The 15934-nt window shown below is 41.9% G+C and carries 15 protein-coding genes and 1 pseudogene; 8 read left to right on the forward strand and 8 right to left on the reverse strand.

Annotated features, from left to right (window positions below; all coding sequences use genetic code 11):
• Positions 1-99: 99 nt before the first annotated feature.
• A complete protein-coding gene (locus HWQ43_RS14645) occupies positions 100-660 on the reverse strand; it encodes a Uma2 family endonuclease (protein ID WP_292734797.1) in 561 nt (186 codons plus the stop codon).
• Between the two features lie 144 nt (positions 661-804).
• Between HWQ43_RS14645 and HWQ43_RS14650 the strand changes: the two genes are divergently transcribed.
• Complete coding sequence (locus HWQ43_RS14650; protein ID WP_292734800.1) at positions 805-1020, forward strand: hypothetical protein; 216 nt, start codon at positions 805-807, stop codon at positions 1018-1020.
• Positions 1020-1280, forward strand: coding sequence for a type II toxin-antitoxin system RelE/ParE family toxin (locus tag HWQ43_RS14655; protein WP_292734803.1), 261 nt, complete (start codon positions 1020-1022; stop codon positions 1278-1280). The genes HWQ43_RS14650 and HWQ43_RS14655 overlap by 1 nt, the downstream gene beginning before the upstream one ends.
• A 58-nt stretch (positions 1281-1338) precedes the next feature.
• Here the strand turns inward: HWQ43_RS14655 and uvrB are convergent, their stop codons facing one another.
• Positions 1339-3336 (reverse strand): excinuclease ABC subunit UvrB, encoded by a 1998-nt coding sequence (gene uvrB / locus HWQ43_RS14660; RefSeq protein WP_292734806.1) that lies wholly within the window; start codon positions 3334-3336, stop codon positions 1339-1341.
• Positions 3337-3589: 253 nt separating this feature from the next.
• On the opposite strand from uvrB, the gene HWQ43_RS14665 reads away from it, so the two are divergent.
• The 4 genes from HWQ43_RS14665 to HWQ43_RS14680 all read left to right on the forward strand — a co-directional run bounded on the left by HWQ43_RS14665 (position 3590) and on the right by HWQ43_RS14680 (position 7086).
• Positions 3590-4054, forward strand: coding sequence for a hypothetical protein (locus tag HWQ43_RS14665; RefSeq protein WP_292734809.1), 465 nt, complete (start codon positions 3590-3592; stop codon positions 4052-4054).
• A 346-nt stretch (positions 4055-4400) separates the two neighbouring features.
• On the forward strand, positions 4401-4583 hold the full coding sequence (locus HWQ43_RS14670) for a CsbD family protein (protein WP_099103871.1): 183 nt from the start codon (positions 4401-4403) through the stop codon (positions 4581-4583).
• Positions 4584-4977: 394 nt separating this feature from the next.
• Entirely contained in the window at positions 4978-5616 is a 639-nt protein-coding gene (locus HWQ43_RS14675; protein WP_292734812.1) for a histidine phosphatase family protein, read from the forward strand.
• 234 nt (positions 5617-5850) lie between these two features.
• A complete protein-coding gene (locus HWQ43_RS14680) occupies positions 5851-7086 on the forward strand; it encodes a DUF4336 domain-containing protein (RefSeq protein WP_292734815.1) in 1236 nt (411 codons plus the stop codon).
• Here HWQ43_RS14680 and HWQ43_RS14685 read toward each other — a convergent pair whose 3' ends face one another.
• The 6 genes and pseudogenes from HWQ43_RS14685 to zwf form a co-directional block, all read right to left on the reverse strand.
• Positions 7087-8061 (reverse strand): MvdD family ATP-grasp ribosomal peptide maturase, encoded by a 975-nt coding sequence (locus tag HWQ43_RS14685; RefSeq protein WP_292734818.1) that lies wholly within the window; start codon positions 8059-8061, stop codon positions 7087-7089.
• An 80-nt stretch (positions 8062-8141) separates the two neighbouring features.
• On the reverse strand, positions 8142-9131 hold the full coding sequence (locus tag HWQ43_RS14690) for an MvdC family ATP-grasp ribosomal peptide maturase (protein WP_292734821.1): 990 nt from the start codon (positions 9129-9131) through the stop codon (positions 8142-8144).
• 182 nt (positions 9132-9313) lie between these two features.
• Positions 9314-9610 carry a microviridin/marinostatin family tricyclic proteinase inhibitor gene (locus tag HWQ43_RS14695; protein ID WP_292734824.1) on the reverse strand — a complete coding sequence of 99 codons (297 nt, stop codon included), beginning with the start codon at positions 9608-9610 and terminating at the stop codon, positions 9314-9316.
• A 280-nt stretch (positions 9611-9890) separates the two neighbouring features.
• Positions 9891-11381 (reverse strand): annotated as a pseudogene (locus HWQ43_RS14700) (glutamine synthetase family protein).
• A gap of 9 nt (positions 11382-11390) precedes the next feature.
• Positions 11391-11522 (reverse strand): hypothetical protein, encoded by a 132-nt coding sequence (locus tag HWQ43_RS14705; RefSeq protein WP_292734827.1) that lies wholly within the window; start codon positions 11520-11522, stop codon positions 11391-11393.
• A gap of 95 nt (positions 11523-11617) precedes the next feature.
• Positions 11618-12997, reverse strand: a complete 1380-nt coding sequence (zwf, locus tag HWQ43_RS14710; RefSeq protein WP_292734829.1) for a glucose-6-phosphate dehydrogenase — start codon at positions 12995-12997, stop codon at positions 11618-11620.
• Between the two features lie 110 nt (positions 12998-13107).
• Here zwf and HWQ43_RS14715 point away from each other — a divergent pair, with 110 nt between their 5' ends.
• Both HWQ43_RS14715 and HWQ43_RS14720 read left to right on the forward strand, forming a co-directional pair.
• A complete protein-coding gene (locus tag HWQ43_RS14715; RefSeq protein WP_292734831.1) occupies positions 13108-13326 on the forward strand; it encodes a hypothetical protein in 219 nt (72 codons plus the stop codon).
• Between the two features lie 303 nt (positions 13327-13629).
• The gene (locus tag HWQ43_RS14720; RefSeq protein WP_292734834.1) at positions 13630-15846 is read left to right on the forward strand and encodes an AAA family ATPase; all 2217 of its coding nucleotides are present in this window, start codon (positions 13630-13632) and stop codon (positions 15844-15846) included.
• Positions 15847-15934 lie beyond the last annotated feature (88 nt).

The following is a 15934-nucleotide window of genomic DNA, read 5'->3' on the forward strand; positions in this document are numbered from 1 at the left end:
TCATAGACATCACTATTTCCACATCCGCCGAATTGCTACCCTAACCAAGCACTAATGCTCTAGCATTTTATTCCGTAGATGCTTTCTGGCGATCGCCTCTCAGATTTTTCGCAATAATTCCCGAATTGCGATCGCACAATCACCAAAAGCTAAAGGTGAAATTGTCACATCCTCTGCAAGTATGCTCTCACTGTGATATCCGTCTGGACTGGGGAGACGATACATATATAACTTGCGTCCATTCACATCTAAAATCCAGTACTCAATAATACCTGACTTAGAGTATGCGATTGCTTTTACTTCTCGATCATATTTAAGACTGGAATCAGCTATTTCAATCAGTAAAAACACTTCGGAAGCATTGGGATGGTGATCCTCATAATCTAATGGATTCAGCTTCACCACTGAAATATCTGGTTCTGGTTCTGAGTAATCGTCAAGTTGCACTGGTGACTGGATTCTTAATAAAACTTTGTCACCCAAACGTTGACGTAATAACCTTTCTGTGCGGGTAATTGCTGATTCGTGAGCAGTTCCTTTTGCTGACATTCTGATAATTTGTCCCGCGATTAATTCTAAGCGTTCTTCAGGATGAAAAATCCCCATTTCCGCCATTTGGTGATATTCTCGAACACTAATTAGGCGAATATTGGTCAGCATAAGATTCACGTTAACTTCCTAACATTTTATCCCGCAGATGCTTAATGCGATGTGCAAGCGGTTTGTTACGCCGCCGCGATCGCCGCAATATGCAACAATAGCAAGTAAAACAGTAAGAGCAGTTCTCACTAACCATCATCCCCTATGCAAGTCAAAGACATGACCATCGAAGAACTCAAACTTCTGATTCAAGAAACTGTTGCCGAAACGATTCAATCTCTATTGGTTGATCCTGATGAAGGCAAACAAATAAAGCCAGAAGTTAAACAGCAACTACTTGACTCCCTACAACGTACTCAATCTGGAGAACGTGGAATTTCTGCTGAGGAAGTAGCAAAAAACCTGGGATTGTCCTGGTAATGAGCTACGAGATCGAATTTAAATCAGAGGCGACTATCGGCTTTGAAACTCTCACCTCAACTATTCAAGAGAGCATCTTGCGTAAAATTCGCTGGTTGTCTGAGAACTTTGAGGACTTAACCCCTCAACCTTTGAGTGCTGATTTAAGCGGTTTGTTTAAACTCAGAATTGGTGACTACCGGGTTATTTATTCCTTTGATACTGAAGTACAACTCATTACAATTCATCAAGTTGGGCATCGCCGTGATATTTACAATTAACAATCGGTCATCAGTTTATCCTCAATCACACTCCAATTGAAGACTCAGTAGATTGACGTTAACGTCCCAGCATTTTATCCCGCAGATGTTTAATGCGATCGCGCAATTTACCCGCCTCTTCAAATTCTAGTTTTTTCGCCGCCTCTTTCATCTGTGCTTCTAACAGAGTAATCAACCCTGGAATCTGTTCTAATGGCAGTTCATCTATATGTTCATCTACAACTTTCAAGTCAGTTGCATTTAACCGCCGAGATACATCCAAAAAAGCTAAAATCGCATTACTTGATTTTTTGACAATTGGTTGCGGTGTAATCCCATTTAGTCGATTATGTGCTGTTTGAATACCACGCCGCCGGTCTGTTTCATCAATAGCTTTAATCATGCTACCTGTCATATTATCTGCATACAAAATCGCTTGTCCCTGGACGTGACGCGCGGCTCTACCAATAGTTTGAATTAAGGAACGCTCGGTTCGCAAAAAACCTTCTTTATCTGCATCCATAATTGCTACTAAGGAAACTTCGGGTAAATCCAAACCTTCCCGCAGCAAATTCACTCCAACCAAAACATCAAATTTCCCCTCGCGCAAGTTCTGCAAAATCTCAATGCGCTCAATAGAAGTAATCTCAGAATGTAAATACCGTACCCTGATACCGTGGTCTTGCAAATATTCGGTTAAATCTTCCGCCATCCGCTTAGTTAATGTGGTAATTAACACTCGTTCATGGCGGTCGGCTCTATCTTTAATTTCACCTAACAAATCATCAATTTGTCCTTCTGTGGGACGCACGGAAATTTCTGGATCAACCACTCCAGTTGGTCGAATTACTTGCTCAACTATATGATCTTCAGAAACTTCTATTTCCCAATTTCCGGGAGTTGCTGAAACAAAAATACACTGATTTACTTTTTGCCAGAATTCTTCTGCTTTCAAAGGACGGTTATCAGCAGCGCTAGGAAGCCGAAATCCATGTTCAATTAAAACTTTTTTTCTCGCTTGATCGCCGTTATACATACCGCGAATTTGGGGTACGGTAACGTGAGATTCATCGATAATTAATAGCCAATCTTTAGGAAAATAATCAATTAAACACTCTGGTGGATCTCCGGCTTGCCTTCCTGCTAAATGACGGGAATAGTTCTCAACGCCGTTGCAATAACCGACTTCGCGCAGCATTTCTAGGTCATAGCGTGTACGTTGATCTATACGTTGCGCTTCTAATAATTTCCCAGCTTGTTCTAAGTCTAATTTTTGCTGTTTTAACTCGGCTGCAATGTCATAACAAGCTACTTCTAATCGTTCTTCTGGGGTGACAAAGTGACGTGCTGGGTAGATATTCACCGCTTCCAAGCTCTTGAGAATTTCACCTGTCACCGGGTCAATATAGCGAATCGCGTCAATTTCATCACCAAAGAATTCGACGCGAATAATTCGGTCTTCATAAGCTGGGCCAATTTCTAAGACATCACCACGGACACGAAATTTTCCCCGGCCCATTTCTATGTCGTTGCGGCTATATTGAACATTTGCCAAATCCCGTAAAATTTGGCGTTGATTGACTTCCATACCTATCTGGAGGGGGATGGCAGCTTTAAGATATTCTGCTGGCATTCCTAAACCGTAGATGCAACTGATAGAAGCAACGACAATGACATCACGACGTTCAAACAGCGATCGCGTCGCTGAATGCCGTAACATATCTATTTCATCATTAATCGCCGCCGTCTTCTCAATATAAGTGTCTGTAACAGGAATATACGCTTCTGGCTGATAGTAATCGTAGTAGCTGACAAAATACTCCACTGCGTTGTTGGGGAAAAAATCCCGCAACTCGTTACAAAGCTGTGCAGCCAGGGTTTTGTTATGCGCCAGAACTAAAGTAGGCTTGCCAATTTTCTCAATAACTGCTGCTACCGAAAATGTCTTGCCAGTTCCAGTGGCTCCTAGTAAAGTTTGGTAACGGTTGCCTGATTGGATACTAGCAGAAAGTTGTGCGATCGCTTGTGGTTGATCGCCTGTGGGACTAAAGGGAGCTTGAAGACAAAATTCTGTCATACAGTTTTGCTGTAAATACCCTATCTCATGGTGACGATTCCGCCCTGTATCCATTGTAGCTGGCTTAATAGACCAAACAAACAGTAATAATTATTTACAAAAATTATTAATTTGAATTTACTTATGTATTAGTTTTAAAGATTCTTATATCTATATGAGGTTTTTTAAGGTTAAACTTTAAGGTATATGGGAAAAAATTTCATCTTTCCTTAATTATTGTAAAATTCAATTAACAAACTAGAGGTGTTCGTTTATGACTATTAGCAACGCTGGCAAAGCAACCAGTTCTCGGCAAAAGTATGCCAAGTCTCCAGGGGAAGCTACAGAGGAAGTTGAAAATCAACCAGACCAGAGCTTGAATGCAGATAAAGTCGAGGAAGTTACTGAACTGCCAGTGGGAGCTTCTGGAACACTGGCCATTTCTGGAATTCGTCCTATAGGCGCTAGCGACTTAGAAGTTGCTGAACACCTCTCAATTGCTGGGGTGCGTCCCGTTAGCACCAGCACGTTAGAAGTAGTTGAAACCTATAACTCAATGGGTATTCGTCCAATTGGCGCTAACACATTCCAAGTCGTTGAAAGTATAAATCTCTCTGGGATTCGTCCAATTGCCTCAAGTTCATTGGCAATTTCTGATAGTTATTCTACCTTCGGGAACCGTCCTATAGCACCAAATGAGATTGACAATTCTGAAAGCCTGATGGGTTTTCTCGATTAAACAAAAAATATTCCTATAACTTTATTAACCCAGTTTCTATACGAAACTGGTTTTTTATTTAAAAAGTAGATATTACAGTATTTACATTTGTTCTATGTCTTTTAGCATAGGTAACTAAACTCTCCTGACTTTAATTTACATTCGATCAACAGCCAGGATGCTTACTACAATTACTTTTCTTCATTTTTAGTTTTGAGTTTTTAATTTTGAATTGTTTAATATGCCTTGTGGTAGAAGGCTTTAGCAAAAACTTTAAGTTACTGTGTAAAAGTAATAACAAATACGTTTCAAAGTTAGTTTGTTTATAGCTTTGAAATGAGTTTTTAATTTAATCAGGAGTATCAAAATGAGCATAGAAGATCGCGCAAAGGCTGCTGCCAAAAATGTTGAAGGTAAAGCCCAAGAAGCATTAGGAAACGTTACTGGAGATCCAGAAGATAAAGCTAAAGGTAAAGCAAAGCAAGCCGAAAGCGAAGTACGTCACGGAATAGAAGACGTAAAAGATAATGTCAAGAAAAACATTGACTAGTAATTCATGATTTTTTTTGCAGAAACTCTAGGGATATAAATGGGGTGGATTCCATTTTTGCAGGAAAAAATTACGAAATGCTAAACATTCAATGCTATGCACCTTTATTCTCTTCTTAGCAAGCGTTGAAAGATAAAGGACTAGCTTGATTGACAGAACTTTTCTTTTATAGAGACGTAATTAATTACGTCTCTATATTTATGCTTAATTTATTCTTATAATTATTAGAAAGCAATAATAGCAATGTCTACGACGAGCGTAGCTAAGGCAACTTTGTCCAATCTGAAAATTATTTCAAATCTCAACAATTGTAGTAATATACCACAGGCATTAACTATCTTCAGCTACATCTGATTGTTAGTGCTGTTAAATTCACAATCGATGAGAATATACCGTGAACCTAACTCTTTATTTCCTCCGTCACGGACAGACAGAATGCAGCCGCAATAATTCCTTTTGCGGTTCTATAAACTCAGAACTCACTCCAGAAGGCTTGGAGATGGCAAAGGCTTTTGCAGACACATATAGTTTTATGGATTGGACAGCAATATTTTGTAGTCCAATGCAGCGAACTGTATTGACAGCAAAACCTTTGTATGAAGCAATAGGGATAGAACCACAACTTAGGGATGGTTTGAAGGAAATCAACTATGGCTTGTGGGAAGGAAAAACGGCAGAAGTAATTAGCCGTGAATATCACGATGATTATATTCGCTGGTCAGCAGATCCCGCTTGGAATGCGCCTACTGGTGGAGAAATGGCGGTTACAATTGCTTATCGTGCCTTGCAGGTAATTGAAGAAATCAAGCAAAATTACACTAGTGGTAATGTGTTAGTGGTTTCACACAAGGCAACTATCAGAATTATTCTGTGTAGTGTATTAGGGATTGATGTGGGACGTTTCCGTTTTCGTTTGGGATGCCCTGTTGCTTCGGTCAGTATTGTAGAATTTACTTCACATGGCCCGTTGGTAAAGGTTTTGGCAGAGCGTAGTCATTTGGATCAACGTTTGCAAAATTTACCAGGAACGTGAAGGAGTTAAAAGTTAGGAGTTAGGAGTTAAGAGTTATTATTTTTACCTTACTCCCCCTCGCTATCTGGCTCAGTATATTTGCATAAAACGTTTATCCCAATTTTCAAAATTGAAATTCTATACCTTCTGGTTGCAATTGTAGGCAGTTGCCCTTGCTCGACAAGCGTGCTATATCAATCTTGTAGCCACTACAGCACTTTCATAACTGGCCCACGCCAGGACAATGGAACGACGATGAACTCACAAGGATCTCAGTCGAGGGTTGAACTACAAGATCGAGGGATGTCTTCTTTGAACAACCCCAAGGATTGGTCATGGCCATTCTGGGCTGCTGTCCCACTTTACCCCTACGGCAGGCGGCGGACACTTCGTAAGGAAATAGTTCAGGACACTATTTGGACATTCGATCAGCTTCACGGCATTCTCTACACCATCGTGCCGATTCGCATGACTATCGTCAAGCTCTCTGCGGGAGGACTTCTGGTCTATGCACCCGTTGCTCCAACAACTGAGTGTGTCCGCTTGGTTAATGAGTTGGTAGCAAAGCACGGTGAAGTTAAGTACATCTTACTGCCAACCAGTTCTGGTTTGGAGCATAAAGTCTTCGTTGGCCCCTTTGCTCGTCGCTTTCCTCAAGCACAAGTCTTTGTTGCCCCGCACCAGTGGAGTTTCCCGTTCAACCTGCCGCTTAGTTGGCTAGGCTTTCCCCAAAAACGAACTCAAGAACTCCCAGAGGACTCAAGCCTTGCTCCCTTCGCTCTAGAGTTTGACTATGCAATATTGGACATCGACTTGGGACGAGGATCTTTTGCAGAAGTTGCAGTGTTTCACAAGCGATCGCGCACTCTGCTTGTAACTGATTCTATACTTTCTGTTCCAATTGACCCACCAGAAATCCTCCAATTAGATCCTTATCCCTTACTGTTTCATGCCAGGGACAATGCCTGGGAAACGATTGACGACAATGAAGACAACCGCCGCAAGGGATGGCAACGCATTTCACTGTTTGCGCTTTACTTCCGTCCAAGTGCCTTAGAAGTTGCTTCAATCGGACAGATGTTTCGTGATGCTCTCAAAGCACCACAGCGATCGCTAAAAACGTACTTTGGTTTATTTCCTTTTCGCTGGCAAGAAAACTGGAAGCAGGCATTCGATGCTCTACGAGGTCAGGGACGACCATTTGTCGCACCGATTTTGCAAATCCTCATTTTTCCTCAAGGACCAAGCCAAGTCCTCAACTGGGCTGATACAGTTGCCAATTGGGATTTTCAGCAGATTATTCCCTGTCACTTTGACGCGCTAATTAAAGCAAATCCGCGTCAATTTCGGCAAGCATTTGCTTTTATGGAAAAAAATCTTTCTTCTAGCGAAAGCCAGCCTCTATTGGAGGAAGATTTAAAATTCATTCAGGAACTAGAAGCGGGTCTAGTTAAGCGCGGTATCGCAACGCCAGCTAAAGATAAGTTGTAATCAATTAGCTGAATTATTTAAAACCTCAGCGATCGCCTGGGAAATCGGTAAGCCAGGACAGCGTTCCAGCCAGAAGAACTCGCCAACTGGGTTAACTTCAAGGAATACATGACGACCATCAGGAGTCAAAATAATATCAAGCGCCCCATAGTTTAAACCAAATTCTGCCATGAGTTTGAGCAATTTCTTTTCGACATCTTCGGGCAAAGTGTATGATTCCCAAGCGTCGAGTAAGGCGATTCCCTGTTTGCGCCAGTCGTAACGTGCCTTATCCAAAACTTGAGAATCAACCGCAGCCGTTAGCACACGCTTACCTACAATAATTGTCCGCAATTCCAATGCCTTGGCAATCTTCTCCTGAAATGTCATTGGGCAGAAACGTAAGCCATCAAGGTTGTCTAGATCCTCTGATGAAATTGGATTTGTAAACACAACTTTTTCTTGCCCTCGTTCATCATAAATAGCGAAGGAAGAGAGCATTTTGGTAATCATTCCCTGCTGACACTCTTGGGCAAATTGCTTTACTGCTATTGGATTATTTGTAGTCAGAGTGCGAGGCGTATCTAGACCGATATCTCTTGCTATTTCTAATTGCAGTTGCTTATTTTCGGCTCGGCGAATATTTGGCAGAGGGTCAAGATGAAACCCCCTGATACTAGCAATCATTCCCTCAATGCTGACGCGAGATTCTTTCAGTGAGGCTTCTCTAAGTTGCCTGTCCATCGAGTTGGGAATTTTTGACCCAATTGCAATGCGCCGATACCAAACTGCTGACACTTCATTTAAATCTAATGTCTGGTCATCGACACTCAGAATCACTCGCTTAGTACTACCATAGTAAATATCTAACTGCATTTCTGTGGGAAATCGGTCTGTGTCAAAACGAAATGCTTTCTTTCCTTGGGCTTCAATTGCCTGAATAACTAGAGGAATACTTTCGTTATCTTGGCTGTGAGTAATAATTAAAATAGTCATGTACAAATATGGAGAATGAAGTACGCTACAGATAAATATAGGGGTTATCAGTTGGTTGGGAATTTTTAAGTAAGAGCATTTTACTTCGGGCTTGTTGAAAGTAGTGCAGATGCAATAGCTAGAGCAATTGGATAGTCCAAATCTCTCTCCAGCATCCCCCACTCTCCTGTAGGATTAATTTCTAAAAAAACATATTCTCCTGATGGCGTTTTAATCAAATCAAATGCTCCAAAAATCAGTCCAAACTTAGCCATAAAGGCATCCAAACGACGGATTAGTTTATCAGGTAATTGCTCTGGTTGCCAGGTAAGAATCTCTTTTGTCTCACGTCGCCAATCCTGGGTAGATGCTGCATACTTAGACGCATCTAGCGCTCCGACAAAGAGATTGCCATTCACATACACTGCTCGTAGTTCTTGCTGTTTAGGGATTTGTTCTTGAAACATAACTGGACAATAGCGCAGTGTTTCAGCATCAAGTAAGTCTTCTTCTTTAACAACGCTGGTATACATGAAAAAAGAGGAGACTTGCATCCCAGAAGAAAGAGGTCTGAGCAGCTTGACAATCATTTTTCCCTTAACTTGGTGGAAAAATTCTCGTGCTTCTTGAGGATTGTTGGTGACAAGAGTCCGAGGTATGACAAGACCTACTTCCGATGCAACCCGCAGTTGGCGTAACTTGTTTTCAGCTGCACTTATCTGGCGTAAATCATCCACCCACTTAGCTTCTCTCAGGCTGTCCCAAAAGCCATCTAAGACTGCGAGTGATTCACTAGAACAGGCTGCTTGAAATTGTGGAGCCAATTCTTTACCGAGATCGGGTTGCCAAATACGCCGCATCCATACTGCTTGCACTTGATCGGTGTTGAGGGAGCGATCGCTATATTGCAGTGTATGATTGCTACCAGAGTTACTTAAATTAGCCTGGAGTTGGAGTGCGATCGGAAACTTATCAGTATCAAGACGAAATGGCTGTGCGCCTAGTTTTGAAACTGCTTCTGCAACTCTATCTATTGTAAAGTAATCACCACTATGGGTGATTAATAAAACTACATCACGATCAAGGTGCATAAAAGATTTTTATTAGTTTTGGCATTTTCACTATTGTCAATTCTTGATAAAGCAAAATATTAAAAAAGTGAACTTAATTTTAATGGGAAGCCAACCCCTAGATGAAGTTGGCAAAGCTAAATGTATTCTTATACTGACAATAGTTTTAAAACCGCATCTCTGGTTTAATCAAAAGTATGCAGCTATACAGGTTTAGACGGCGAACTGTCATCACCATCTGAAGGATACTTCTGAGTAACAGCGTACTCATCACTATCAGAAGGGTACTTCTTGGTTACTGCGCCATCTTCTTGATCGGATGGAAACTTCAGAGTTTGGACAAGTTCATCCTTATTCTTCTTTGTGGCATTATTGCATCCACCACCAATAATCGCTTTTGAGTCTTCATCAGAAAGGTCTTCAAGGCTTTGCCCTTCCAAGAATCGAGCAAAGAATGGTACTGCTTGTGCATTCAACTCTTCTAGTTTGTTTTCAGACACAATCTTCCTCCTATAACAAGTGAATCTAAATTTATACTGTACCTATATGATATGACATAATACTTACCAATATCTTTGCCAAAATAAGAGTTTATACATCAACTCACCCTCGTAAAGTGGCAAAGGTATTGACTTACCAAAACAAGTATTAATTCATCCTTGATAAATATTTACTTTTGTGCAATTATGCTTGTATAAAGTTAAAAATATAATAATTTTTCTTAAGCAAGGATGTACGGGCCGATCTTTAAAAGCGCGACATTTCCAAGAATTATTCACTTCAAAATAATTCAAAATATTCTCTTTGCTCCCAGTTAGTCACCTGTTTTAAGTAGTCTTCTGGTGGCCGATCGGCGACGGACTGCAAAAAGCGATTGATTTCACTCTGTTTCATCTTTATGATGAAGTTGATGAACTGCTGCCCCATTTTTTGAGAAAAAAGTTCGCTTTGGCTCAAATATGAAATCGCCTCTGGCAAACTTTTGGGTAAGGTCGGACTTTCTGTAGCGTAAGGTGATTCTGTTGGGGAGCCAGGGTCAAGTTTACGATCTACACCATCTAATCCAGAAATCAATTGCGATGCCATATACAGATAAGGATTGGCTGCTGGTTCTCCAACTCGGTTTTCAATGTGGGTGGTGGGGTCATCATAACCGCCTTGTAATCTAATCATTGCCCCTCGGTTTTCCAATACCCATCCGGCACGGTCAGGTGCTAGGGAATAAGGCCTAAATCTTTTGTAGCCGTTAATTGTTGGGGTTGTAAACACAGAAGCGGCATTGGCGTGTTTAAGAAGACCACCAACGAAGTGTTTACCTAAATCTGACATCAGGGATTTGGAGTTTGCAGACATGAAAGCGTTCTCGCCTGTGGTTCCGTCTACAAGGGATTGGTGCAAATGCCAGCCATTGGAAGAAGAACCTTGCAATCCTGGACGACACATAAATGATGCGATGTAACCTTGTTAACGGCAGATTTGCTTGGTCGCCATTCGGAATATTATCATTGTGTCCGCAGCTTGCAACGCCGGAATCGGGTCAAAGGTAAATTCAAATTGACCCGCACCTCCTTCGTTTTCTACACTCCTTAAAGGCAATTCCATTTCAACTAAGTTTTCTGCCAGAACGCGCAGCAAGTCGTGAATCTCTGGATTGTGGGATTCTAAAAGATATTGGAAACTATGCTCTACAGCGCTAACTTTCGCAGTTTCACCAGGTTTTCCAGAAGTACCAACATTAGCGATCGCTAACATCGGATCTAACAACTTTGCTAGATACCACTCAACTTCTAAGCCGACAATATGCTCTAATCCTCTTTGATGTAACTCTACCAATGATTGGCGCAAAATACCGCGACTGGAAAAGGGCATTACCTGACCATTTTGAAAGTACTCGTCACAGAGAATAAAGCCAGTACGTTTTGCCCAAGGCAGAATTTTGAAGGTATCAGGATCGGGAACAGCCACAAGATTTGGCGCACCTGTCATCAAAGGCATATCTAAACTACCGCCAGGAACAAACGGGTTAAATACTATTGCACCACCAGTATCAAACAGGAATGTGCCTGTGCTGATTTGCATACCGTTTTCTAAGGCGCTGAAAAATGTCTGCGGTAAGAGCGATTTGCTGCGAACAATCCCATGCTGGTCTGACCAAGCGGTACGAATCAACAATAGATCCCGTTCTTTGACAACAGCCTCGATCTTTTCAGATGCTTCTTTTTGGTTTTCTGTCCACAGGTGATGACGCTCAATAAATCTAGGTCTTTTCATTTGGATTGCCTAATCATGTTCAACTGCTTGTGCGGTTAGTTTGAAATTAGCTTTCATTAGGCGCTTCCATTCTTGGTGATAACCGCGAATTGCTAACTCATCTGTCACAGGTTGAATACAGGATTTATAAGTAAACGGCATCTCCTGCTAAATGCGCAAAAAATACTTTTTAAATGATTAAAATTATCGCATCTCGCCAAATTCCTTGATATTGCCCAGATTATGAGTAATATATACTACTCTCTAGACAAGGGATTATACCACTGATCCTTTGGCAAGAGCAGTTGATCTGACTCAGGTGGCCCCCATGTATTTGGCTCATACTCGTAAACGGGTGTGACGTTATCGAGAATTGACTGGACAATCCGCCATTCCTCTTCTACAGTATCTTCCCGTACAAACAAGGTGGGATCGCCCCGCATGGCATCACCCAATAGACGTTCATAGGGTTCCATCTCGTCCCCACCTCCGTAAAAGGCCAGGAGTTCAACCGCAGAGCCGATCATATCTTCTCCAGGGATTTTAGTGCGAGCGCCCAATCCCACAATTACCTCTGGATCTAGTAAAAAACGAACATAATTAGCGTTTTCTTGTCTTCCCTCCTGGAACACGTCTAAAGGTGGACACTTGAATTTGACCATCACCTCAGTAGTTTTAACAGGCAATTTCTTCCCAGCCCGGATGTAGATGGGAACTCCTGACCACCGCCACGTATTAATAAATAACCGCACGGCAACAAAAGTTTCTACTTGGGAGTCAGGCGAAACACCTTCTTCATTGCGGTAATCAGAAAATTGACCGCGAATAATCTCATTAGGTTGCACTGAAGGTATAGCTTTGAGAATACGCTCTTTTTCATCCCGAATGGAATCGGTAGCAGTACTGGCGGGAGCATCCATGCACACTGAAGCCAATACTTGCAGCATATGGTTTTCCACCACATCTCGAATTGCACCAGTCTCCTCATAGAAGCGCCCCCTTCCTTGAATGCCAAAGTCCTCTGCCATCACAATCTGGATGCTTTCAACATAGTTGCGATTCCAGATGGCTTCGAGAAAAGAGTTGGCAAACCGAAAATAGAGTAAATTCAGCAGTGGTTCTTTGCCCAGGTAATGGTCGATGCGATAGATGGCAGATTCGGGAAAAACTGATGCCAGAATTTTATTTAACTCGCGTGCTGATTCCAAATCCCGTCCAAATGGTTTTTCAATTACCACCCGCGCATTTTTAGCACACCCTGATTCGCCCAATCCTGATACTACTTGTGCAAACAGGCTGGGTGGAATTGCCAGATAGTACAGGGGATGAGTGGCATCACCAAGGGCTTGACGTAATTTTTCGTAAGTTTCTGGTTTGTTGTAGTCACCAGCAACGTACTGGAGTAGTCCAGAAAGTTTCTCAAATGCGGCTTGATCTATATCACCATGATGTTCTAAGCTATCACGTGCCCTTTCTCTAAGTTGCTCCGTCGTCCAAGGTCGTCCGGCAACCCCAATTACTGGGACATTAAGATTGCCCCGTCGTACCATTGCCTCAAGGCTGGGGAAGATTTTCTTGTAGGCCAAGTCACCTGTGGCCCCAAAAAATACTAGTGCGTCTGAATCAGGAGTTCCCATGACTAACCTCTTTAGGAATTAGCTTTTTTATAATGCCCACCAAACTGATAGCGTATGGCTGACAAAAGTTTGTTGGCAAAGTCTGCTTCGCCGCGTCAAGCAAGCAAAGAGTGCTGCACTTAACACCGGAGTCAGTACAGATTCATCAATTGCTGCGATCGCACTCCAGCGACCTTCGCCAGAATTCTCTTGCTTGTATTGAAGTCCGACTGGTGGATAAATTACAGAGGTTTAAGACCCTCACTACGAAAGTTGTGACTTTTGAATTCTGCTTCTGGATTCTTTTTCAATTGGTATCAGAATTATACTCAGGGATTTCCGAAAAATAAATCATACCAATTTGGGATTTTAGATGAAAAATCCTTGCAACTCTCAGATATGCATAGAATGTATACTCAAAAACCTGAAGAATAACACCCCAGTGGATAGAAGAGACAGCCAATAGAGTATGCGACATTACGATGAGGAATTTCTCAGAAAAGACAATTGATTTGATTTGGGCGATCAAAGAATTTCTTGGTGCCCACCAATGCTGCACTCCTTAGACGAAGAAATTCTAGAGCAAATGTTGTCAGAATTAATCAGATAGTAATTTATTTTTCTTAAAAATCAGAGTTGGCAGTAATTAAATAATGGATTTATTTGACCAGCATCTTGCAAAAATAACTGAAGAAGAAGCACCCCTAGCGGCTCGGATGCGTCCACGGACACTTGATGAATTTGTTGGTCAAGATCATATTATCGGACAAGGAAGGCTACTGCGGCGTGCTATTAGCTTGGATCAACTGTCTTCATTAATCTTTTCTGGGCCACCAGGAACTGGCAAGACTACTTTAGCGCGGGTTATTGCCAACAGCACTCGCGCTCACTTTATCGCTATCAATGCTGTACTTTCGGGAGTTAAAGAAATTCGAGCGGCAATTGAAATAGCCCAACAACAGCGCAAGTTCCATAATCAACGAACTATTCTTTTTGTCGATGAAGTTCATCGCTTTAATAAGTCTCAGCAAGATGCTCTATTGCCTTGGGTAGAGAATGGTACAATCATTCTCATTGGTGCTACCACCGAAAATCCTTTTTTTGAAGTCAATAAAGCACTTGTCAGCCGTTCGCGGATTTTTCAACTTCAGCAATTAACTGATAAAGATTTATATAAAATTGTTGAGCAAACACTAGCTGATTCTGAACGCGGTTATGGCAAGTTAACAGTACAAATTGAAGCAGATGCTTTAGATCATTTAGTTAATGTTGCTAACGGTGATGCTCGTTCATTATTGAATGCTTTGCAACTGGCTGTAGAGACTACACCACCCGATGCTACAGGTGTTATTCATATTCCCCTAGCAGTAGCAGAAGAATCAATTCAGCAGCGTGCTGTTTTATACGACAAAGAAGGGGATGCCCATTTTGATACCATTAGTGCTTTTATCAAGAGCTTACGAGGTTCTGACCCAGATGCAGCACTCTACTGGTTGGCTAAAATGGTTTATGCAGGTGAAGACCCCCGATTTATCTTCCGTCGGATGTTAATTCTGGCCAGCGAAGATGTCGGATTGGCTGACCCACAAGCGGTTGTGGTCACAAATGCCTGTGCCGAAGCATTCGATCGCGTGGGAATGCCGGAAGGACGTTATCATTTGGCACAGGCAGTACTTTATTTAGCGACTGCACCCAAGTCCAACAGCCTTATGGGTTTTTTTGATGCTTTAGCAGCAGTAGAAATTGAAAATGTTGCAGAAGTTCCCACTCATCTTAAAGATGCCAATCGGGATAAAAAAGGTTTTGGGCATGGAGCAGGTTATCTCTATCCTCACGCTTATCGAGATCATTGGGTAGAACAGCAATATTTACCCACCAGCTTGCAAGGTCAATTGTTTTACCAACCATCAACCCAAGGTTATGAACACCAAATCGCTACACAAGTGGCACGTCGTCGGGAAGCTCAACTTGCTGCAATAGTAGAAGGTATTGGTGTTGCACCAATGGAAATCATGACTTATGGAACTGTTGACCGAGCAGATGAGCGCTGGTTGCAACGCACACTTTCTCAGGTAAGTACACAATTAGCATCTGTGCGCGATCGCATTTTCACTTTCGCTCAATTACAACGTCATCATTTAGTATTGGATTTAAATGCCGCCACTGGTTTACTTACTTGGGAAGCAATCCGGCAAGTTCCTGAAGGTGGGGTTTATGCCTGTGTTCGCAATAGCTCTGATGCCAATGCTTTAATTGAACAAGCTGCGGCACTTCCTGAAACAATGCGACCAATAGTTTTTACTGCATCTGCTGCACAGATACCTGCTATGCTGGCATCTCTTGCACCAAATGTACAGTTTGACTCTATTATCGGGCGCAATATACTAGCCTCGGAATCAGATAAGGGACTTGCTGCTCAAATTTTAGCTCAATTGCTTCCGCACTCAGTCAAGCTTATTTTAGCTGAGACAGTACCTCGTCATACCCAAAGATTTTACCGCTTACTGCCCAGCCAAAATCTCGATGCCCAATTGTATGAGCGATTAGTTTTAGCAGAAGAAGCTATTTATACAGATACCTCTGACCCCATGCTTAACTGGGACGCTGACGATTTGCGTCACGCTTTTGTTTCAAATGGACACTACGTACAAGTGGTTCTTGAACAGTATTTGACACAAATGCACATCTCTGATAATTTTATCAAGCGTTTATTTACTTCTAATCTTAATCGACCAAGTTTTGCCGATCGTCTGGCTGCAAATTTGACAACTGAGGAAATACAGACTATTAAAAATTTGTTTATTCGTTACTTACTCAACCAATCCGTTAATTGGTCAAGCACTGTGGCATTTTTAAATATTAGCAAATAGAATATTTTCTGGCTTAACGGGTGACAACATGGCTAAACCGCTTGTTTCATAAGGGATAGAGCCTGAAAGCCACGTTGAAAAAATAGGC

This window comes from Nostoc sp. JL31, from assembly GCF_017114965.1.
GTDB classification, from domain to species: domain Bacteria; phylum Cyanobacteriota; class Cyanobacteriia; order Cyanobacteriales; family Nostocaceae; genus Nostoc; species Nostoc punctiforme_A.